The sequence below is a fragment of the Duganella sp. P38 genome (genome assembly GCF_050859475.1).
In the GTDB taxonomy this organism is placed as follows: domain Bacteria; phylum Pseudomonadota; class Gammaproteobacteria; order Burkholderiales; family Burkholderiaceae_D; genus Rugamonas.
The window spans coordinates 177,519-198,910 of record NZ_CP193936.1; the positions used below are offsets into that span (position 1 = coordinate 177,519).

Annotated in this window: 16 protein-coding genes, 2 tRNA genes and 2 pseudogenes; 6 read left to right on the top strand and 14 right to left on the bottom strand. The window is 65.0% G+C overall.

Translation table 11 applies throughout. The features are described 5' to 3' along the window. The first annotated feature begins 26 nt into the window (after positions 1–26). Positions 27–511, top strand: a pseudogene (locus tag ACRQ5J_RS00735) (asparaginase domain-containing protein). A gap of 21 nt (positions 512–532) precedes the next feature. Here the strand turns inward: ACRQ5J_RS00735 and ACRQ5J_RS00740 are convergent. Both ACRQ5J_RS00740 and dinB read right to left on the bottom strand, forming a co-directional pair. Beyond that, positions 533–1,429, bottom strand: coding sequence for a recombination-associated protein RdgC (locus ACRQ5J_RS00740; RefSeq protein ID WP_432380700.1), 897 nt, complete (start codon positions 1,427–1,429; stop codon positions 533–535). Between the two features lie 69 nt (positions 1,430–1,498). Further along, positions 1,499–2,647: a DNA polymerase IV gene (gene dinB, locus ACRQ5J_RS00745; protein ID WP_432380701.1), complete on the bottom strand. Its 1,149-nt coding sequence runs from the start codon at positions 2,645–2,647 to the stop codon at positions 1,499–1,501. An 81-nt stretch (positions 2,648–2,728) separates the two neighbouring features. Here dinB and ACRQ5J_RS00750 point away from each other — a divergent pair, with 81 nt between their 5' ends. After that, positions 2,729–3,568 (top strand): substrate-binding periplasmic protein, encoded by an 840-nt coding sequence (locus tag ACRQ5J_RS00750; protein WP_432380702.1) that lies wholly within the window; start codon positions 2,729–2,731, stop codon positions 3,566–3,568. Here the strand turns inward: ACRQ5J_RS00750 and ACRQ5J_RS00755 are convergent. Continuing rightward, positions 3,565–4,827 carry an MFS transporter gene (locus ACRQ5J_RS00755; RefSeq protein ID WP_432380703.1) on the bottom strand — a complete coding sequence of 421 codons (1,263 nt, stop codon included), beginning with the start codon at positions 4,825–4,827 and terminating at the stop codon, positions 3,565–3,567. The genes ACRQ5J_RS00750 and ACRQ5J_RS00755 overlap by 4 nt on opposite strands. A gap of 124 nt (positions 4,828–4,951) precedes the next feature. Between ACRQ5J_RS00755 and ACRQ5J_RS00760 the strand changes: the two genes are divergently transcribed. The 4 genes from ACRQ5J_RS00760 (at position 4,952) to ACRQ5J_RS00775 (ending at position 6,997) form a co-directional block, all read left to right on the top strand. Then, positions 4,952–5,027: transfer RNA gene (locus ACRQ5J_RS00760), tRNA-Val, on the top strand. A gap of 19 nt (positions 5,028–5,046) precedes the next feature. Then, a tRNA-Asp gene (locus ACRQ5J_RS00765) sits at positions 5,047–5,123 on the top strand. 78 nt (positions 5,124–5,201) lie between these two features. Beyond that, a complete protein-coding gene (locus ACRQ5J_RS00770) occupies positions 5,202–6,401 on the top strand; it encodes a hypothetical protein (protein WP_432380704.1) in 1,200 nt (399 codons plus the stop codon). Continuing rightward, positions 6,392–6,997, top strand: coding sequence for an ABC transporter ATP-binding protein (locus ACRQ5J_RS00775; protein WP_432380705.1), 606 nt, complete (start codon positions 6,392–6,394; stop codon positions 6,995–6,997). The genes ACRQ5J_RS00770 and ACRQ5J_RS00775 overlap by 10 nt, the downstream gene beginning before the upstream one ends. Here ACRQ5J_RS00775 and ACRQ5J_RS00780 read toward each other — a convergent pair. The 11 genes and pseudogenes from ACRQ5J_RS00780 to ACRQ5J_RS00830 all read right to left on the bottom strand — a co-directional run bounded on the left by ACRQ5J_RS00780 (position 6,994) and on the right by ACRQ5J_RS00830 (position 21,229). Beyond that, positions 6,994–8,343, bottom strand: coding sequence for an aminotransferase class V-fold PLP-dependent enzyme (locus tag ACRQ5J_RS00780; protein ID WP_432380706.1), 1,350 nt, complete (start codon positions 8,341–8,343; stop codon positions 6,994–6,996). The genes ACRQ5J_RS00775 and ACRQ5J_RS00780 overlap by 4 nt on opposite strands. Then, positions 8,340–10,727: a TonB-dependent receptor plug domain-containing protein gene (locus ACRQ5J_RS00785; RefSeq protein WP_432380707.1), complete on the bottom strand. Its 2,388-nt coding sequence runs from the start codon at positions 10,725–10,727 to the stop codon at positions 8,340–8,342. The genes ACRQ5J_RS00780 and ACRQ5J_RS00785 overlap by 4 nt, the downstream gene beginning before the upstream one ends. Positions 10,728–11,303: 576 nt before the next feature. Continuing rightward, the gene (gene ahpF / locus ACRQ5J_RS00790) at positions 11,304–12,902 is read right to left on the bottom strand and encodes an alkyl hydroperoxide reductase subunit F (protein ID WP_432380708.1); all 1,599 of its coding nucleotides are present in this window, start codon (positions 12,900–12,902) and stop codon (positions 11,304–11,306) included. 95 nt (positions 12,903–12,997) lie between these two features. Further along, entirely contained in the window at positions 12,998–13,561 is a 564-nt protein-coding gene (gene ahpC / locus ACRQ5J_RS00795) for an alkyl hydroperoxide reductase subunit C (RefSeq protein WP_432380709.1), read from the bottom strand. 86 nt (positions 13,562–13,647) lie between these two features. Then, on the bottom strand, positions 13,648–16,449 hold the full coding sequence (locus ACRQ5J_RS00800) for an EAL domain-containing protein (protein WP_432380710.1): 2,802 nt from the start codon (positions 16,447–16,449) through the stop codon (positions 13,648–13,650). Between the two features lie 143 nt (positions 16,450–16,592). Then, complete coding sequence (locus ACRQ5J_RS00805; protein ID WP_432383560.1) at positions 16,593–16,883, bottom strand: hypothetical protein; 291 nt, start codon at positions 16,881–16,883, stop codon at positions 16,593–16,595. Between the two features lie 23 nt (positions 16,884–16,906). Continuing rightward, positions 16,907–17,764, bottom strand: a pseudogene (locus ACRQ5J_RS00810) (RCC1 domain-containing protein); the annotation flags it as partial. Then, positions 17,691–18,053 (bottom strand): hypothetical protein, encoded by a 363-nt coding sequence (locus ACRQ5J_RS00815; protein WP_432380711.1) that lies wholly within the window; start codon positions 18,051–18,053, stop codon positions 17,691–17,693. The pseudogene ACRQ5J_RS00810 and the gene ACRQ5J_RS00815, both read right to left, overlap by 74 nt. Positions 18,054–18,238: 185 nt before the next feature. Beyond that, positions 18,239–20,572, bottom strand: a complete 2,334-nt coding sequence (locus ACRQ5J_RS00820; RefSeq protein ID WP_432380712.1) for a YgiQ family radical SAM protein — start codon at positions 20,570–20,572, stop codon at positions 18,239–18,241. Positions 20,573–20,735: 163 nt separating this feature from the next. Further along, a complete protein-coding gene (locus ACRQ5J_RS00825) occupies positions 20,736–21,011 on the bottom strand; it encodes a DUF4404 family protein (protein WP_432380713.1) in 276 nt (91 codons plus the stop codon). A 14-nt stretch (positions 21,012–21,025) separates the two neighbouring features. Further along, positions 21,026–21,229: a VF530 family DNA-binding protein gene (locus ACRQ5J_RS00830; RefSeq protein ID WP_432380714.1), complete on the bottom strand. Its 204-nt coding sequence runs from the start codon at positions 21,227–21,229 to the stop codon at positions 21,026–21,028. Positions 21,230–21,392 lie beyond the last annotated feature (163 nt).

Below are 21,392 nucleotides of genomic sequence, written 5' to 3' on the forward strand. Positions count from 1 at the left end.
TCATTTCAATCGCTTAAGCTTTTATCATGACCCTGCGCATCCTCGCCACCGGCGGCACCTTCGACAAACACTACAACGAACTGAACGGCACCCTGGGCTTTGCCGACAGCCACGTGCCGGACCTGCTCAAGCGTTGCCGCCTGACCATCGACGTGGCGCTGGAACAGCTGCCGCTGATGGATTCGCTGGACATGGTGGACGCCGACCGCGCACGCATCCTGGCCGCGTGCGCCGCGGCGGCGGAAAAAGCCATCGTCATCATCCACGGCACCGACACCATGCCGCAGACGGCGCAGGTGCTGGGCCCGGCCAACCTCGGCAAGACCATCGTGCTGACCGGCGCCATGATCCCTTACGAAATCGCCAACTCGGACGCCCTGTTCAACCTCGGCTTCGCGGCCGGCGTGGCGCAAACCCTGCCGGCCGGCGTCTACGTCGCCATGAACGGCAAAATCTTCGCCTGGGACAACGTCCAGAAAACAAAGCGGCTGGAGTATTCCAGCCGCTGTAAGCACTACCGGGCGCGGCCGGCTTAGGCTTTGGCCTCGCCGCCCAGGGCTTCGACCACGTCGGCCATCAGCTTGGACAGTTCGCCGGTCATCAGCATGAAGTCGCCGTCGAAGCGCTCGTCGTCGTTGCGCACGCCGGCGTCTTTTTCATCGAGCACGTCGAGCGGCTTGACGCCCTTGATCGCCAGCGATTCGGTCAGCACGAAGGAGATTTTGCTGTCCCACGTCATCGCCAGACGCGTGCATTGCTTGCCGGCCGCGATGTGGCGGCGGATTTCCTCCGGGTCCAGCGAGTGCTTGACGTAACGTACCGCCGCCTTGCTTTCGCCCGTGGCGCGCAGCTCGGTGTCCATGTCGACCGTGAAGCCGGCCGGCGCCTCGTCCGTTTGCAGCCATTCGGTCATCACGCCCACCGGCGAGCGCTGCACGCGCAGGCTTTCCAGCGGCATGCGGTCGACCGCCTTCAGCAGCAGCTTGATGACTTCGTCCGCCTTGGCCGGCGAGGCGGCGTCCACCACCAGCCAGCCGTTGACCGGGTCGATCCAGGTCCAGACGTTGCCGCGGATCGAGAAGGCGCGCGGCAGCAGCTCGTCGGCCACGCGTTCCTTCAGTTCTTTCATGGCTTTCTTGCCGGGCGCGAAGCCCTGGGCTTCTTCCATCTCGGCCGCGCGCGCCTTGGCCACCTGGTTGATGACCGAATTCGGCAGCAGTTTTTTCTCGGTGCCGAGCACGATCAGCATTTGCTTGTTGACCACGTGGACCAGGCCGCCGTTGGGACGCGGCTTGTCCCAGCCCTGGCGCAGCAGTTCGTTGCTGCTGGCCGGCGTGAAGGCGTTCGAGCTCAGCGCTTCTTCGAGTTGTTCGGGGGTGTAGGCCCAAGGGGCCGGCAGACGGTAAATCTGTAGATTCTTGAACCACATAAAGTTGACAGGCCTTGTTTCGATAATTGCAAAAAGAGCGCCATTTTACACGCTGGCGGACCGCCGGTCTCAGGCAAACAGATCGCCTTGCACCGGTTGTCGCGCGCGCGCCATGGCGCCCGGCGGTTCGAGCGTGCTGGCGCGCACGCCCAGCAGGCGCAGCTTGCGTTGCAGCGGCACCCGTTTCAAACATTCCCGCGCCGCCTGCAGAATGGCGGCGGCGTCCGCCACCGGCTGCGGCAGCGTCACATTGCGGCTGACGATCTGGAAATCGTCATAGCGCAGCTTGATGCTGATGGTGCGGCTGACGTAGCCCTTGCGCTTGAGGTCGTCCTCCAGCCGTTCGCACAGCTTGACCAGGATGGCCGACAGCGCCTCGCGGTCCTGGCGCGCGTGCAGGTCGCGCTCGAAGGTGGTTTCGCGCGAGATCGACTTGCTTTCGCGGCTGGTCGAGATGCCGCGCTCGTCGATGCCCTGCGCCACCCGCGCCAGCCACCCGGCGTAATGCGCGCCGAAGTAATCCTGCAGCAAGCCTTGATCGGCCCGCGCCAGCTGGCCGACCGTCTCGATGCCCAGCGCGGCCAGCTTGGCCGTGGCCTTGGGGCCGATGCCGTTGACCTTGCGCACATTCAGCGGCCAGATGCGCGCCGGGATGTCGTCGAAGCCCAGCACCGTCAGGCCGTCCGGCTTTTCCAGGTCGGAGCAGATTTTCGACAGCAGCTTGTTGGGCGTGACGCCGATCGAGCAGGTCAGGCCGGTGGCGTCGTGCACCGCCTGCTTGATGCGCTGCCCCAGCGCGCGCGTTTCGCCATCCACATGGGTCAGGTCGACGAAGATTTCGTCGATGCCGCGGTCCTCGATGTCCGGCGCAATGCCGGCCACGGCGTCCTTGAACAGCCGCGAATAATGGCGGTAGGCGTCAAAGTTGGCCGGCAGCAGGATCGCGTCCGGCGCCAGCTTGGCCGCCTTCATCATGCCCATCGCCGAACCGACGCCGAAGGCGCGCGCCTCATAGGTCGCTGTGGTAATCACGCCACGGCCGACATAGTCGCGCAAGCGCTTGAAGGCGTAGGAGCCGTCCGCGCGCCGCTCGGGATCGTAGCCGCGCCCGCCGATCACCACCGGCTGCCCGCGCAGCTGCGGATAGCGCAACAGCTCGACCGACGCGAAGAACGCGTCCATGTCGATATGGGCGATGCGGCGGTCGGTTGCAGCCATGGCGCGGCGAAATTACTGTAAATAAACACAGTATCCCCGGAAAGCGGCCAGCGCGCAAGTTGTCAGTGTTACACTCAATCCATGAGCCCGCGCCTGACCACTGTTTTGTTCGCTTCATGGCTGACGCTTGCCGCCGCCCAGGCGGCGCAGCGCGAGGCCGATTGTCCGCCGGCGGTCGTGGGCGTCAGCGACCTGGGCTATTCCTCGTATCTGGACGGCGGCGCCATCCGCGGCAGCAATATCGATGTGCTGGACGAGGTGCAGAAACGCAGCGGCTGCAAGCTCGAGGTGCGCTGGCTGCCGCGCAGCCGCCTGTACGCGCTTTTCTTCAACCACGAGTTGCAGATGACCGGCGCTGCGCTGCGCACGCCCGAACGCGACCGCTACGGCACCTGGCTGCCCTACACCTACACTCACTTCGAACTGGTGCTGCTGAACCAGCACGCCGGCAAGTTCCGCAGCCTGGCCGAATTTGTCGAGCGCAGCAACGCACGGCTGAACATCACGCGCGGCATTTCCTATGCGCCGCAGGTGCAGGTGCAGCTGGACCGCCTGCAGCAACTGGGCCGGCTGGAATACGTCAACGATTACAGCGTGGTGTTCCGCAAGATCCAGGCCGGCCGCGCCGACGGCACGTTCGCGCCGCCCACCATCCACATGCTGATGCAGCGCCAGTTCGGCATGGGCGACAAGCTGAGCGCGCTGACCGTGGCCGAATCGCCGCGCGCGATGGTGGGGCTGTATGTGTCGCACAAGGTGCCGGCGGCCGCGCTGCAACGCTATGCCGACGCGCTGCGCACCATCGTGGCCGACGGCACCATGCAGAAGCTGTACGAACGCTACCTGGGCGTGGACACCGCGCGCCGCCTGTTCCACGACGGCACCCGCGACATCCTCGATGCGCTGCCGCCGCCGCGCTAGCGCGCTTTGACCGACGCCACCACCAGCACCGCGCCGGCCAGCAGGCTGGCGGCAATCAGGTACATGCCGGCGGCGGTACTGTGGGTGGCGTCGCCGATGGCGCCCACCAGGTAGGGCGCGACAAAGCCGGCCAGGTTGCCGATCGAGTTGATCATGGCGATGCCGGCTGCCGCCGCAGCGCCGCCCAGCAGCGCCGTCGGCAGGCTCCAGAAGATCGGGAAGGTGCTGAGGATGCCGGCCGTGGCCACGCTCAGCGCCGCCAGCGCGATGGCCGTGTTGCCGCTGTAAAGCGTCGCCACCACCAGGCCCGATGCGCCGGCCAGCGCGGCGCACGCCGTATGCCAGCGCCGTTCGCCGCTGCGGTCCGAATGCCGCGCCGCCAGCACCATCGCCACCGCTGCCACGCAATAGGGCACGGCCGACAGCAGGCCGATATCGAACACATCGGTGACGCCGCTGTTCCTGATCAGCTGCGGCAGCCAGAAGCTGACGCCGTACAAGCCCATCACGCACAAAAAGTAGACCAGCGCCAGCAGCCACACCGTGCCGCTGCGGAAGACCTGCGCCAGCGGCATGTGCCGCTGCTGCGCGCGGTCGGCAGCGATGGCGCCTTCCAGCGCCAGCTTCTCTTCGTCGTTGAGCCAGCGCGCGGCGCGGATGCCGTCGTCGAGGTAGAACAGGGTCCAGATGCCGATCGCCACCGATGGCAGCCCTTCGAGCAGGAACAGCCACTGCCAGCCGTTCCAGCCATTGACGCCGGCGAAGCTTTTCATGATCCAGCCCGACAGCGGCCCGCCGACCACGCCGGCCACCGCCACGCCGCTCATGAACACCGCCACCATGCGCGCGCGCCGCTGTGCCGGGAACCAGTAGGTCAGGTACAGGATGATGCCGGGGAAGAAGCCGGCCTCCGCCGCGCCCAGCAGGAAGCGCAGCACGTAGAAGGTGGCGACGCTGTCGGTGAACATCAGCGCCGACGAGATCAGCCCCCAGCTGATCATGATGCGGGCGATCCAGACGCGCGCGCCGGTACGCGTCATCAACAGATTCGAGGGCACCTCGAAAATGAAGTAGCCGATGAAGAAGATGCCGGCGCCGACGCCATACACGGCGTCGCTGAATTGCAGGTCGGCCTGCATCTGCAATTTGGCGAAGCCGACGTTGACCCGGTCCAGGTAGGCGGCCACGAAGCACAGGAACAGGAAAGGCATCAGCCGCCAGCTGACCCGCTGGTACAGTTTGTCGAGGTTATCGTTCATCAGCAGAACATAGCAGGGAAAAACAATTTTCTAAATAATTTTCAAAAACCCTTGCGGAAGTGAATCTGGCTCCTATAGAATACGGCCTCGTTCAGCAGTTGTGACAAACGCTGATAAGTTTTCTGGGTGCTTAGCTCAGTTGGTAGAGCGGCGCCCTTACAAGGCGTAGGTCGGGAGTTCGACCCTCTCAGCACCCACCAGATAACTTAAAAACGAATTGGAGCGGTAGTTCAGTTGGTTAGAATACCGGCCTGTCACGCCGGGGGTCGCGGGTTCGAGCCCCGTCCGCTCCGCCAATATTCCGAAAGAGGCCCGATGTTCGCATCGGGCCTTTTTCATTTCCGCCTCAGTATTCCGATGTATGCTGACTGGCAATGAAAACCTCCTACCTTCGCTTTCGGCTCCGGCTGGCGCGGCATGCGCTGTTGCAGTTTTCGGTCAGTCTTGGCAGTTCGCTTGAATACATCCTGCTTGGCTTCGCGCCGGTGCTGTTTGGCTTGCTGGCCTGCATCGCCCTGCCCGGGCTGTTCGCGGCCACGCTGCCATGGCCGCAGGCGCTGGGACTGTTTGGCGGCCAGACGCTGCTGGCCAGCGCGCCGGTGTGGCTGCTGCGCAAGCGCCTGCATCCGGCGGCCGTGCTGATGTGGAGCGGGCCCTTGCCTGTGCCGCCGCGCGCGCGCTGGCTGGCCGATGCGGCGGTGGCGGCAATGATCGTCGGGCCGCTGGGTCTGGCCTACGCGATCTCCACCGGTATCTGGCTCTACCAGTGGCCGGACTGGCTAAGTCCCGTCGCGCCGCAGGCGTTGCTGCTGACGGCGGCCTCGCTGCTGCTGGCGTGGCTGCTGTCGACACTCACGCTGGCCCACCGCGCGCGCATGCCCGCCGCCCGCCCGCCCCGCCGTCGCCGCCCGGCGCCAACCATCTATCGCCCCTCGCGCCCGGCGCGCGCAGCCGCCCGCAACGCCTCCGGCACCCGGGCCGACCTTACCGCTGCGCAAAATGCCGCGCTGGCCACGCCCGCCGCTGCGGCAGATGCCAGCGCGGCAGGCTTGGCCACGCTTGGGTATTTCTGGAGGCAGCTATTCTGGCTCCCTTTCTGGCGCGCGGAAAACGTGGTCGGCATCCAGCAGACCCTGCTACTGGCAGGCGCCATCGCCAGCATCGGCGTATGGCTATGGCATCCGCCCCTCGTCCCGCCGGCACTATGGGGCGCCTGCGCCGCGCTAACCACGATGTTGCTGACCGACCGTGGCGATAAAGCCGTTGCCGAACAAATCGCCTTGCTGCGCCCGACCACCGCCTGCTGGCCGCTCGACACCGCGCAGCTGTACCGCCTGGCCATCCTGTTCACACTGCTGCCGGCCGCCTGCGTGCTAGCCTGGTTCGCCGCCCTCACACTGGGCCGCGATGCCGGCGGCTATAGCCAAACCGTCGCCACCGTCTGGCTCTGCTGCGCCGCCATTGCGCAAGTGGCCGTGGTGGCGCTGCGCGGCCTCAGCACGCGCGGGCGCGTGGGCCTGGTCATCGGCGCCATCCTCATCCTGACCGCAATCGGAAGCGAACTATGGAATTAAGAATCGAACAGCTGACCTTCGAATACGCCACCCATCCGCTGTTCCGCCAATTCAGCCTGATGCTGGGCGCCGGCGTCACCTGGCTGCGCGGCGAAAACGGCGCCGGCAAGACCACGCTGCTGAAACTGGCCGGCGGCGCGCTTGCGCCGCACGGCGGCCACATCTGGCTGGACGACCTCGAATTGCAGGTGCAGCCGCTGGCCTACCGCCTGCGCTGCTACTACTGCGGCGGCGACACGCCACAACTGCCATGGCTGAGCGTGCGCGAAATCCTCGACCTGCACGTCGGCCTCTACCCCGGCACCAACGCCGGACAGCTCAACGCGCAACTGCAAGCCTTCCATCTGCTGCCGACGCTGGACCAACCGGTCACCACGCTGTCGCTGGGCCAGCACAAGAAGATGCAACTGGCGCTGGCCCTGTCACTGCCGGTGAGCCTGCTGCTGATGGACGAACCCTTCAACGGACTCGATGCAGATGCGGTAGCCTACCTGCGCCAGCAGCTCGCCGCGCCGGAACGGCTGGCCAGCCAGGCCATCCTGCTGACCAGCCACCTCGACCCGCAACTGCCGCTAGCGCAAACGGTGCAGCTTTAAGCGGCGATCTTGCGCAGCGCGGCGCCCAGGCGGTCCACCTCGGCCTCCGAGGTGAAGATCGACGGCGTCGCGCGCACGCAAGCGCCAGCCGCCAGGCCGTCACGTTCGACGGTGAAGATACCGTGTTCCTTCAGCAGCCGGCGCGCCAGCGCCACGTTGTCGGCTATCGACGTGCGGCCACGCAGACGGAACGACGCGATCGCGCTGCACAGCCGTGGATCATCCGACGCCAGCAGCTGCAGACCCGGCACGTCGCGCACCGCGTCCAGCCAGCGAGCGCGCAATCTTGCCAGGCGCGCCTGTTTGTACGCGACGCCTACCTGTTCATGCAGGTCGAGCGCCAGCGGCAGGGTCAGATATGCGGCAAAATTGAAGGTTCCTGTATGTACCCGCGTGCGGATATCGTCGCCCTCCTGCTCGCCCAGGTATGGATCGATATCGCGCACCCGCCCCTTGCGGATGTAGACCGCACCGACGCCGATCGGCGCGCCGATCCACTTGTGCAGGTTGATGCCGACAAAGTCCGCCTGCAGATCGGGAATCCGCATATCGAGCTGTCCGAAGCCGTGCGCCGTGTCGACGATGGCGTCGATGCCGCGCTCGCGCGCCATGCGGCTGATCTCCGCCACCGGCAGCACCATGCCGTTGCGGTGGTTGACGTGGGTGAGCAGCATCATTTTCAGCTTCGGGTAGCGCGCCATGGCCTGCGCATAGCTGTCGATCACCGACTGGTAGGTGACAGGCTCCGGCATGGCGATGCGCACCACTTCCACGCCACGCCGCTGTTTCAGCCAGTGCATGACGGTGAGCATATTGTCGTAGTCGATATCGGCGCACAGCACCGCATCGCCCGGCCGCAGCCGGTTGTAACCGCTGATCAGGATCTGCAATGCCTCGGTGGCGCCGCGCGTGAACACAATTTCATCCTGCGCCACACCCAGCGCCTGCGCCGCGCGGCGCCGCAACGCGCCGAAGGCCGGCGGAAACTGCGTGCGGCCGTAGAACGAGTTGCCGCGATTGACTTCCTCCACGTGCCGTTCATACGCCGCCAGCACCGGGCGCGACATCGATCCCCAGAAGGCGTTGTCCAGCATGGTGACTTCGTTGGTGATGTCGTACTGCGCGGCGATCTGGCGCCAGTATGCCTCATCCGCCGCCACCTGCTGCGGCGTGCCCGCCGGGCGCGCCGGCAGCGAGGCGATGGCAGCGACCGAGGAAGCAGGTGCCGGTCCCGGTGCGGGCGCCGCTGCGGCGCGCGCTGCCGGCGACGCCAGCGTGGCGGGGACCAGCGGCAGCAGGGCGCCGGCCTTCAGCCACGCGCGGCGTTGCGGATCCGCTGCGCTCAAAACTTCACCGTGTATTCGAGGAACAGGTTGCGGCCGTCGGTATCATACGGCGCATTGCGCGAATAGATCAGGCCACGGCTGGCTTGAAACACCGCTTCGTCCGGATACTTGTTCAGCACATTGTCGACGCCAAAGCGCAACGACTGCTTCTCGCCCAGCTTGACGCTGGCGGCCAGGTCCAGGAAACGCATCGCACCAAAGCGCTGGAAGATATCGCCAGTGGCGTTGCCAGTGCTGTCCGTCCACGCGCCGTAATAGCGCACGCGCGCCAGTGCACTCCACCCGCCCTGATCGTAGGCCGCGCTGAAGGTCGCCTTCTGCTTTGGCAGACGCTCTTCAAATACCACACGCTGGCTCTCGTTGGTGACGATGGTGGACCTGCCGCCATCGATGCTGGTTTTGTTGTAGTTGTAGGCCGCCGTCAGATTCAGCTTGCCGGCGCCGACGCGGCTCAGCGAGCTGCCCACCACATCGATACCCTTGGTGGTGGTATCGAAGTCATTGGTAAAGTAGGTGACCGACGTATAGCGCAGCGGATTAGGCACACCGGCCGGCACCGCGAACGACGCAGAGGTGCTGAAGCGGTCGCTCAGCTTGATGCGATAGGCATCCACCGACCCGGACAAACCGGCGCTGTTTTTCCATGTCAGCCCCAGCGACAGATTCTTCGACTTTTCCGGTTGCAGCGGCTTGGCGCCCAGCGCCACCGCCAGCGGGTCCTTGTTCGCCAGACGGCCGGTGGTGAATACCAGCAGCGTCTTGGTGTCCAGGCCCTGGCTGGTGCTGTTGGTGTTGAGCTGGCCCGGCGTTGGCGCGCGGAAGCCGGTCGAGTACGAGCCGCGCAACGCGAAGTCCGGCGTCACCTCGAAGCGCGCGGACAGCTTGCCATTGACGGTATTGCCGAACTCCGAGAAATCCTCGTAACGCAGCGCCGCGCCTATCGACGCCCGCTTGCTCAGCGGGACCTCGATATCGGCATAGGCCGCATAGCTGTCCTGATCCCATTTGCCGGCCTGGATATCGCTGAAGCCGGGCGCACCGTTGGAATTGGCGTCCAGGCCCGCCGAAGCGCCCGGCCCCACCGCATACGATGCCGGATCGCCCGCCCTCACCGCGTAACTCTCGTTGCGGTATTCCGCGCCGAAGGCCACATTGACCGGCTGCGACAGGCCGGCCACATTCCACTCATAAGTGAAGTTGGCGTTGACCAGTTTTTCTTCCTGCGTCAGGCGGCCAAGATTGAACGAGGTCGGGCTGTTCGGGCCGAGCGAGGCGTTGATCGAGTTGTGCAGGCCATAATCGATGGCGTTGCGGCCGTACGAGGCGCTGACGTCCCAGCCCAGTGCGGCGTTGAACTGGCCGCGCAGGCCGGCCAGCAGCTGCATGTCGTTCTGCTTGTTGGTGTACTGCGGACTGAAGCCCAGCGGGAAAATGCTGCGCACATCCCAGCCGGGAAACACGGCGGTCTGCTTGTAGACCGAGGTGCTGGTATCCGGATTGCGCCAGTTGAAGTCCGACGTGCCGTCGCTGTGCGCGAACAGGCCGTAGCTGTAGGCCGTCATGTCGCCGCCCAGGTCCCAGCTGGCGTTGAAGCCGGCGCGCTGGCTTTCCAGCTCCGGCTGGCCCCAGCGCTGCACCGGGTTCGGCACCTTCAATTCCGGATGCGCGGCCTGGAAGGCGATGGCGTCCGGACGCTGGCGCGTGCGCGAGGTCGGATCGGATTGCGCGGCCTCCGCAAACAGCGTCACGCGCGCGTTCTCGCCGAGCATGAAGCCGTACCTGGCGCGCAGCTCGTTGGACTTGCCGTCTCCCTCGCTGTACTGGCCGTGCTGGGCGCTGATTTCGCCGCCCAGGCTATCGTCGAGAATGATGTTGATGACGCCGGCAATCGCATCCGAGCCATACTGCGCCGAGGCGCCATCGCGCAGCACCTCGATGCGCTTGATGGCGCTGGTCGGAATCTGCGCCAGGTCCGGCGCCTGCGCGCCGCGCGCGCCGAGCAGGGCGCTGCGATGGAAGCGGCGGCCGTTGACCAGCACCAGCGTCTGATCCGGCGACAGGCCGCGCAGGGTGGCGGGGCGGACGAACACCTGGCCGTCGGCCATCGGCAGGCGCTGCACCACATACGACGGCACCAGCTGCGCCAGCACATCGTTCAGGTCGGACGATTCCACCGCGCCGATTTCCTCGCGGGTGAACACATCGACCGGCGCCAGCGTATCGAACTGGGTGCGGTTGCTGGCGCGGGTGCCGGTGACGATGACCGACTGCTGCGCGTCGGCGCTGACGGCTGCTGCTGCGGAGGTATTCTGGGCGTGGGCGCTACTCAGCGCCTGGCAGGCGCACAACAGCGCTGCCGCGCTGGCAATTTGGCTACGTTTCATATTCGCTACTCTGGTGGTTGTGGAAGTGGCGAGCAGTAGCTTACTGATGCAGTGTTTCAGGGGTATGACCAGGCGGCGCAGGTCAAGTGTGTGACGCTTCCGATGATCGGCGCGCTGCTGTCGTGTCTACCGGACGAACAGCAAGGGCCGCTTAACGAGGGGGAATCTCCGCTCCACGTCTTTCCCGCGCAGGCGGGAACCCATGCTGAGCTTGCACACGCAGTATGGATTCCCGCCTGCGCGGGAATGACGGGGGTGGCTTCGAACGCTAACTCACCTGACAGCGCGTGCTGGATCTCGCTGAGCCAATACAAACGCCTCACCGTTTTGTTACGCGGTCAGTGCGTGTTTCTCTGCCGTTGCTTCGTGTAGAGTTTGATGCGTCTGGGGATCGCGGCGCTGCTGTCTTGTTTATCTGACGGATAAGCAAGGGCCGATTGACGAGGGGGAGTCTCCGCCCCCGTCGTTCCCGCGCAGGCGGGAACCCATGCTGAGCTTGCACACGCAGTATGGATTCCCGCCTGCGCGGGAATGACGGGGGGGCCGCCGGTACACGCAGGCCCCACCATCTTTTTGTTACGCGGTCAGCGCGTGTTTCTCTGCCGCTTCTTCCACCACTTCGGAGTCGTCCGAGCGGATCAGGTGATCGAAGGCCGACAGCGCGGCCTTGGCGCCTTCGCCGGTGGCGATGATGATCTGCTTGTACGGCACCGTCGTCACGTCGCCGGCGGCGAACACGCCCGGCACCGAGGTCTGGCCGCGCGCATCGACTTCGATCTCGCCGTGACGCGACAGCGCCACCGTACCCTTCAGCCACTCGGTGTTCGGCACCAGGCCGATCTGCACGAACACGCCTTCCAGCTCCACCTTGTGCGACTCGTTGGTGTTGCGGTCGGTGTAGCTCAGCGCGGTCACTTTCTTGCCGTCGCCATGGATCTCGGTGGTTTGCGCCGACGTGATCACCTTCACGTTCGGCAGGCTGCGCAGCTTGCGCTGCAACACCGCGTCGGCCCGCAGCTCGGCGCCGAACTCGATCAGCGTGACATGGCTGACGATGCCGGCCAGGTCAATCGCCGCCTCGACACCCGAGTTGCCGCCGCCGATCACCGACACGCGCTTGCCCTTGAACAGCGGGCCGTCGCAGTGCGGGCAGTAAGCCACGCCATGGTTGCGGTATTCCTTCTCGCCCGGCACGTTGATCTCGCGCCAGCGGGCGCCGGTCGCCAGGATCACCGACTTGGCTTTCAGCACCGCGCCCGAGGCGGTCTGCACTTCGATCTGCTTGCCAACCTGCACCAGCTTGCTGGCGCGCTGGGTGTTCATGATGTCGACCTCGTAGGCCTTGACGTGCTGCTCCAGCGCCACGGCAAACTTCGGACCGTCGGTTTCCTTGACCGAGATGAAGTTCTCGATCGCCAGCGTATCGAGCACCTGGCCGCCGAAACGCTCGGCCAGCACACCGGTGCGGATGCCTTTGCGGGCGGCGTACACGGCCGCCGCGGCGCCGGCAGGGCCACCGCCGACGATCAGCACGTCGAACACTTCTTTCTTGCTCAGCTCGGCGGCGGCGCGCACGCTGGCGTTGGTGTCCAGCTTGGCGAGGATTTCCTCGACCGAGGTGCGGCCCTGGCCGAAGTGCTGGCCGTTCAGGAACATCATCGGCACGGCCATTATCTGGCGCTCTTCGACTTCCTTGGCGAACAGGCCGCCGTCGATGGTGGTGACCTTGATGCGTGGGTTAATCACCGACATGGCGTTGAGCGCCTGCACCACGTCCGGGCAGTTATGGCAGGTCAGCGACATGAAGGTTTCGAATTCGTAATCGCCATCCAGGTTGCGGATTTGCTCGATCACGGCTTCGTCGAATTTGATGGTGTGGCCGCCCACTTGCAGCAGCGCCAGCACCAGCGAGGTAAATTCGTGGCCCATCGGAATGGCGGCGAAACGCACGCCAATCGCGGAACCGGCACGGTTGATGCTGAACGATGGCGTACGCACGCCCGCCTCGGTGCGCTCGACCAGCGAGATCTTGTCGCTCAACTCGGCAATTTCGAGGAGCAGTTCTTTCATCTCACGGGCTTTGGCGCTGTCATCGAGAGAAGCGACCAGCTCCAGTGGGTGGACCACTTTTTCCAGGTAGGCTTTCAACTGGGTTTTGAGGGTTGCGTCCAACATGATTTGATTCCTTTACAAATATTTAGGCGTATGCCGGGCCGGACGCCCGGTCCGGCATCGCGGTAACTACTTGTTTGCTGCTTTGTCGAACAAGATTAGATCTTGCCAACCAGGTCCAGCGATGGGGTCAGGGTAGCTGCACCCTCGGTCCATTTCGCTGGGCACACCTGGCCTGGGTGCTCGGCCACGTATTTCGCTGCTTTGACTTTGCGCAGCAGTTCGGTGGCGTCGCGGCCGATGCCGTTGTCATGCACTTCCAGCACTTTGATCTGGCCTTCCGGATTGATGACGAAGGTGCCGCGCAGTGCCAGGCCTTCTTCTTCGATCATCACTTCGAAGTTACGCGACAGGGTGCCGGTTGGGTCGCCGATCAGCGGGTAGTTCACTTTCTTGATCGCGTCCGAGGTGTCGTGCCATGCTTTGTGCGCGAAGTGGGTGTCGGTCGACACGCCGTACACTTCCACGCCCAGCTTGGCGAATTCAGGTTGCTGCTCGGCCAGGTCTTCCAGTTCGGTTGGGCACACGAAGGTGAAGTCGGCTGGGTAGAACATCAGAACGGACCACTTGCCTTTCAGGGTCTCGTCGCTCACGTCGATGAATTTACCTGCGTGGTATGCGGTGGCCTTGAATGGTTTGATTTGGGTATTGATCAGGGACATTGTGGTTTCCTCGTTGGGTTGTGAATCATTGAGACGCCAGTGTAAGCGTTTTTAGCTCATTTGCAAAATTGATTGTTCCAATAGTTTCAATTGGATTTGACTATCGATGATGCGGACGGCATAGCATTATCGCGCAGGAAGACGTCGAACTCGGCGGCCGGCATCGGCTTGGCAAACAGATAACCCTGGCCGTAGTCGCAGCCGGCGGCGGCCAGCAGGTCGCGCTGTTCGGGCGTTTCGACGCCCTCGGCGATCACCTTCAGGTCGAGCTTGTGGGCCATGACGATGATGGCCTCGGACAAGGCCATGTCGCTGGAGTCGGGCGCCAGGTTGCGGGTGAAGGAACGGTCGATTTTCAGGTAATCGATGTCGAACTTCTTCAGGTAGGACAGCGACGAATAGCCGGTGCCGAAATCGTCCAGCGCGACCTGGATGCCGGCGTCGCGCAATTGCAGCAGGCGGTTGCTGACCGCGCTGCTGGCGTCCAGCAGCAGGCCCTCGGTGATCTCCACCACCAGCGACTGGCCCGGCAGCGCCAGCGATTGCAGATGCTCCAGCCAGCACTGGTAGGAGCCGCCCTCGCGCTGGAATTCCAGCGGCGACTGGTTCAGGCTGATCTGGAAGTCCGGGTAATGCTGGCGCCGCCAGCACGCCACCCAGCGCGCCGATTCGCGGAACACCCATTCGCCGATATCGATGATCAGCCCGCTCGCCTCGGCCAGCGGAATGAATTCCAGCGGGCTGACCAGGCCGCGCTGCGGATGGTTCCAGCGGATCAGCGCCTCGGCCTTGTGGATGGCGCCGCTGGCCAGGTGGACGATGGGCTGGAAGTACAGCTCGAACTGCTGGCCCTTGAGCGCGCCGCGCAGGTCGTTGGTCAGGCGCATGCGGTTGATCGCCGCCACCTGCAAGGTCGGCGTGAAATAGCTGTAGCGGTTGCGGCCGGCGCCCTTGGCGGCGTACATCGCCTGGTCGGCGTGCTTGAGCAGGTCGTCGATGTCGAGCGCGTCATCGGGGAACAGCGTGATGCCGATGCTTGCCGAGACAAAGGCCTGCTCCTGGCCGAGGTCGAACGGCTGGCGCAGGCGGTCGAGGATGGCCTGGGCGATGCGCTCGACGTGGTCCGGCGTGTCCAGCTCGGTGAGGATGACGGTAAACTCGTCGCCGCCCAGCCGCGCCACCGTGTCCGACTTGCGCACGCAGGCGCCGATGCGGCGCGCGGCGTCGATCAGCAGTATGTCGCCCTGGTGGTGGCCGAGCGTGTCGTTGACTTCCTTGAAATGGTCGAGGTCGATGAACAGGATCGCCAGGCGCGACTTGTCGCGCCGACTCTTGAGCATGTCGTGCGCCAGCCGGTCGAGGAACATGCGGCGGTTGGGCAGCTGGGTCAGCGTGTCGAAATTGGCCTGCTGCCAGATCAGCTGCTCGTTCTGCTTCTTGGCGGTGACGTCCTCGATCATGCACAAATGGTGCGGATGGCTGCCGGCCTCGGCCTCGATGGCGTTGACCGACACGTCGATCCACGCCACGCTGCCGTCCGGCTTGAACAGGCGGCTGACGGTCTTGAAGCTGCTGATCTGCTGCGTGCTCAGCAGCGCCATCTGCGCCTTGATCTGCACGATATCGTCCGGGTGACCGACGTCGAGCCAGTGCAGCGCCCGCAGCTCGTGCTGCGAACGCCCCAGTATCTCCTGGTAACGTGCATTGATGTCGCGGTATTCATACGTGACCGAATCGATCAGCGCGATCCCCAGCGGGGACGCCTCGAACATCGTGCGAAAGCGCTGCTCGCCGGTGCGGATCGCTTCCAGCGCCCGCTTGCGCTCGCGCGCCAGCCGGCTGAAATGGATGGCCGCGCCCAGCACCAGCAGCACCGCCACACCGCCCAGCGCGCGGTACAGCCAGGCCAGGCTGCCGGGCGTGCTGTCGAGGCGGTACATAAAGCCGTCGAAGACGGCGTTGCCCGGCATCATGCCGAGGCCGGCGTAAACCTCGGCAATGTGGCGCCAGCGGTCCGGGTTCATATAGCCGATTTCCACCAGCACCGGCTGCACCAGCGGCACCATCTGGCGCGCCTCGTACAGCAGGTGCTGGCGGTCGCTGCGGCGCGAGTACTTGCTCAGGATGATGTCGGCCATCTGCTCCTGGTGGCTCATCGCCCATTGCCAGCCGCGCATGCTGGCGGTGCGGAAGGCGCGCACCCGCTCCGGATGGTCGCGGATTTCCTGCTCGCTGGTGAACAGGTTGTCGCCGTAGAAATCGATGCCGACCGAGCGCGGGCTGTAGATATCGTAGGGGAAACCGAGCCGGTCGAAGGTGTCCGGCTCGTTGGTGGTGTAGACCGCCATGGCGTCGACCTTGCCGTTGATCAGGTCGTCCGGATTGAAGCTGTGCTCGACGCGCTGGAAGCTGCTGGGCGGTACGCCCTCCTTGGTCAGGAAGGCCAGCAGTTCATCGGCGTTGCCGAGTTCATCGTTGAGGGTGCCGATCATCGCCCGCTTGCCGATCAGGCGGCGGAGGTCGGCGTCGCCGCCGGTCTGGCGCATCGCCAGCGCATACGGCGAATGCTGGAAGATCACGCCCAGCACCACCACCGGCTTGCCGGCCATGCGCGCCAGCAGCAGACTGCTGCTGCCGGTGCCGTATTCGGCCTTGCCGGCAATGACGTCGCGCTCGGGCGCATTGCCATCCGCGCCTTCGAGGATGCGCACCTCCAGACCGGCTTCCTTGTAGTAACCCAGCTGCTGCGCCGCGTAGTAGCCGGCAAACTGGAACTGGTGGACATGCTTGAGTTGCAGCGTGACTTTCTCCAGCGCCATGGCCGGCGCCGCAACCCACAGCAGGGCGGCGAGGCACAGTGGGACAAGGGCGTGGAAACGGAAAGTCACGGTTTTCCTGGGACGGTCTGCACTGGCTCTAGTGTAGCCGCTTCCCTCCCTGCAGCCGTGCTTTACGCTTAGCGTGGCGTACAAAAAGCAACGGACGGCCCGGCTTGCGCCCGCCATCCGTGACAGCCTGCTGGCGTGGCCGCTTAGTAGGCGATGCTCACCGGCGCCGACGACAAGGTATTGCTGCCGTTGCCCAGCTGGCCGTCGGCATTGCGGCCCCAGGTCCACAGTGAGCCGTCATTGCGCAGCGCGGCGCTATGGGCGGCGCCGGCGCTGACCGCGCGCCAGATCTGCAAACTGCCCACCTGGACCGGCAGCGCGCTCTCGGTGCCGCCATTGCCCAGCTGGCCCTCGGCGTTGGAACCCCACGACCACAGCGTACCGTTTTTTGCACGCCGATGGTGTGGCTGGCGCCGGCGGCGACCTGGGCCCAGTCGCCCGACGTGCCGATCTGCACCGGCGCGGCTTGCGCCGCCATGCTGCCGTTGCCGAGCTGGCCGACGTCATTGGCGCCCCACGCATACAGCGTGCCGTCGGTGCGGATCGCCAGCGAGTGCGCGGCGCCGCCGGCCACCCACAGCCAGGTGCTGGTGCTGCCGCCGACCTGCACCGGCGTGCTGACGCCGGCGGTGGTGACGGTGCCGTTGCCGACCTGGCCGGCGTCGTTGGCGCCCCAGCTCCACAGCGTCTGGCCGGTCGACTGGATGCCCAGGCTATGGTCGCCGGCGGCGGCCACCGCGTTCCAGCCCAGCGTGCCGATGCGGGTCGGCACGCGCTTGTCGATCAGCGTGCCGTCGCCCAGCTGGCCGGCGTAGTTGGCGCCCCAGGCCCACAGCGACGTGGTGCCGGCAGTGGCGCCGCTGGAGGCCGAGGTCTGCAGCGCCAGCACGTGCGCCTTGCCGGCCGCCACCGCGGTCCAGGTCTTCAGCGTGCCGACCTGCTTCGGCGCCGCGCTATTGGTCTGGGAGCCGTCGCCCAGCTGGCCGTTGGCGTTGTAGCCCCAGGCCCACAGCGTGCCGTCGGTGCGGACCGCTACCACAAACTGGTCGCCCACCGCCACCTGCTTCCACAGCGTACTGTTGCCGGACACGGTCACCGGCGCGTTGCTCGACACGCTGCTGCTGTCGCCCAGCTGGCCCTGGATGTTGGAACCCCAGCTGTAAAGCTTGCCGTCGGCCTTGAGGCCGATGGTCTGGTTGCCGCCGGCGCCGATCTGGGTCCACGGCGCGATGACGGTCAGGTCAAAGCTGCCGGACACATTGTCGGCGGCGAGGGTGGCGGTAATGGTTTCCTTGCCCACGCCCTTGGCGCTCACCAGTGCCGCTGGCGGCCACGCTCGCCACGGTGGCGGCGCCGGACTTGGTGGCCCAGGTCAGGCCGGGCACGGCCTTGGTGCTGCCGTCCGAATAGGTGCCGGTGGCGGTGAGCTGCTGGGTAGTGTTGACGTTGATGGTGCTTTTATCACTGGTAATGGCGATGCTTTTCAGCGTCACGGCGGCCGGCGTGCCACCACCACCACTGTCGCCACCGCCACCGCCGCCACAGGCGGCCAATGCGGCGAACAGCGGCGCCAGCAACAGGGAAGAAAATTTGAAGTTTTTCATAAGCGTCCTGTTCACAGAAAAGGTCTGCGGAGCAAACAGTGTAGCCCCGCCATTCGGCTGTACATCACATGAGCAGGACTGGATTATCCCATCTTATCAAGTCGATACACCTATTTGACAACATTTCTCCGGGCAGCGGACGAAAAAAGCACCCCGCAGGGTGCTCTCTGGCTTTTCCGCCAAGCTTACTTTCTGCCGCGCGGCGCGCTGGCGGCGGGGCGGCCCGGGTTGCCGCCTTTGACCGGCGCCGGCGCCTTTTTCACCTTGATGGTGTCGAGGATAGACGGCTTGGCCTTGGTTTCGACCGTCTGGCGCGCCGTCAGCGAGCCGGTCAGCGCGTTCGGCTTGCCGCGGCTGCCGGCCACCGGCATGCCACGGCCGGCGCCGCGCTTGCTTTCGCCCGGCGCCATCATCGGCATCGCCCGCTTGCCCTGCGAGGCCTTGAAGTTTTCCTCGCCCACCACGTATGGCGGGATCAGGTGGCGCTCGCCGGTGCCGATCAGGTCGGCGCGGCCCATGCGGCGCAGCGCGTCGCGCAGGATCGGCCAGTTCTTCGGATCGTAGTAGCGCAGGAAAGCCTTCTGCGCCTGGCGCTGCTTGAGGCTGCGCGGCGTGAACACTTCCTCCGAATCCTCGGTGACCTTGTGCAGCGGGTTGCGGCGCGAATGGTACATGGCGCTGGCCATGGCCATCGGCGTCGGCATGAAGGTCTGCACCTGGTCGAGGCGGAAGTTGTTCTTCTTCAGCCACAGGGCCAGGCTCAGCATGTCCTCGTCGGTGGCGCCCGGGTGGGCGGCAATGAAGTACGGAATCAGGTACTGCTTCTTGCCGGCCTCCAGCGAATACTTCTCGAACAGCGCCTTGAACTCGTCGTAGGCGCCGATGCCCGGCTTCATCATCTTGCTCAGCACATTGGTTTCGGTGTGCTCGGGCGCGATCTTCAGCAGGCCGCCGACGTGGTGGGTCACCAGCTCCTTGACGTACTCGGGCGAGCGCACCGCCAGGTCGTAGCGCAGGCCGGACTGGATCAGGATTTTCTTGATGCCGGGGATCTCGCGCGCGCGGCGATACAGCTTGATCAGCGGATTGTGGTTGGTGCCGAGGTTGACGCAGATCGACGGATACACGCACGACAGGCGGCGGCAGGTCTGCTCGATTTCCTTGTCCTTGCACGACAGCCGGTACATATTCGCGGTCGGGCCGCCGAGGTCGGAAATGATGCCGGTGAAGCCCTTGGTCTTGTCGCGGATGTGCTCGATCTCGCGCAGGATCGACGGCTCCGAACGGCTCTGGATGATGCGGCCCTCGTGCTCGGTGATCGAGCAGAAGGTGCAGCCGCCGAAGCAGCCGCGCATGATGTTGACCGAGAAGCGTATCATTTCCCAGGCCGGGATGTTGGCGTCGCCGTAGCTCGGGTGCGGGCCGCGGGCGTAGTTCATGTCGTAGACGTTGTCCATCTCGTCCATCTGCAGCGGCAGCGGCGGCGGGTTCATCCACACATCGCGGTCGCCATGGCCCTGCACCAGCGCGCGCGCGTTGCCGGGATTGGACTCCAGGTGGAACACGCGCGAGGCGTGCGCGTACATGATCGGGTCATTGGCCACGGTCTCGAACGACGGCAGGCGCACCACGGTCTTGTGGTGCTTTTCCAGTTCCATCGCGCGCCGCTCTTCGCGGCTCATGATGCGGATCGGCTTGACCACCTCGGCTGGCGGCGGCGGCGCGGCCGGCGCGGCGGCGGCGGCGGCCTTGGTCGGCTCGACCATGGCCGGATTGACTTCGGCGGCCGGCTTGTCGCTGCCGGTGGCGCAGGTCGGCGAGTTCGGCTCGACCATCAGGTACGGGTCGATATGCTTGTCGATCTTGCCCGGCGTGTCGACGCGGGTGCTGTTGTGCACGCCCCATTCCTCGCCCGGCATCCAGCCGGACGGCACCAGGAAGGCGGTGCCGCGCAGGTCGCGGATATTCTTGATGTTCTCGCCATCGGCCATGCGCCGGGTCAGGTCGACCAGCGCGCGCTCGGCGTTGCCGAAGATCAGCATGTCGGCCTTGGACTCGAACAGCACCGAGCGGCGCACCTTGTCCGACCAGTAATCGTAGTGGGCGATGCGGCGCAGCGAGGCCTCGATCGAACCGATCACCACCGGAATGCCGGGATAGGCTTCACGGCAGCGCTGGGCGTAGACGGTGACGGCGCGGTCGGGACGCTTGTTCGGCTCGCCGTTGGGCGTGTAGGCGTCGTCCGAACGCGGCTTGCGGTCGGCCGTGTAGCGGTTGACCATCGAGTCCATATTGCCGGCGGTCACGCCGTAGTACAGGCGCGGCTTGCCCAGCGCGCGGAAGGCGTCGGCCGACTGCCAGTCCGGCTGGGCGATGATGCCGACGCGGTAGCCTTGCGCCTCCAGCAGGCGGCCGACCAGCGCCATGCCGAAGCTCGGATGGTCGATATAGGCGTCGCCGGTCACCAGGATGACGTCGCACTCGTCCCAGCCGAGCACATCCATCTCTTGACGGGACATCGGCAGGAAAGGCGCAGTCGCAGCGCGGGCAGACCGTTTCGGGACGGCCGCAAATAAATTAGTTGGGGGATTCATGGGGCGGTATTGTACCGGAATCGCCCCTGCTCCGCTCATGGGTGTTTGAAAAAATTCTTTTACTTTTCAAACACTTGGAGAAACAATGTCAAATTCCCATGTTTGACAGGATGGTGCCCAGCTCGCGCAGCCCGGATTCCAGCTTCGGGTGCTTGACGGCGAACTTGGCCGACAGTTCCTGGCTGCGCTCGGCCAGGCCATAGGTGGTGGACTCGCCGGGCGCCGGCTCCTGGCCGCGTTCGAGCAGCGCGTTGATATCGCCGTTCAGCTGCCGCAGCAGGTCCTGCAATTCCTCATCGATCGGACCGGCATCGGCCAGGTTGGCGTGCAGGTTCTTGAGCGAGGCTTTCAGTTGGGTGTCCATAGTATTTCCCAGTTCTAAAATTTGGTGGCCAGGTACAGTTCTTCGACCTGCGTCCGGGCCCACGGCGTCTTGCGCAGGAACTTCAGGCTGGACTTGATGCTCGGATCGCTACGGAAACAGTTGATATCGATCCGCCGGGCCAGTTGCTCCCAGCCGTAATACGCGTGCAGACGGGTCACAATCGCTTCCAGCGTCACGCCGTGCAGTTGGTTGTTCATAAGCTTACTCGGTGAAATCGGCGGGCCGGTTGGCGCCGCAGGAACCATTCTACACACATCAAGCCAGAAACCAGTGTGATGCTTAACGCAAGCTTATGATTTGAGCAAAATCAGCGCCGCGCCGCCGCCCCGGCAGTACATTGGCCTCTTTTATTCGCACGGA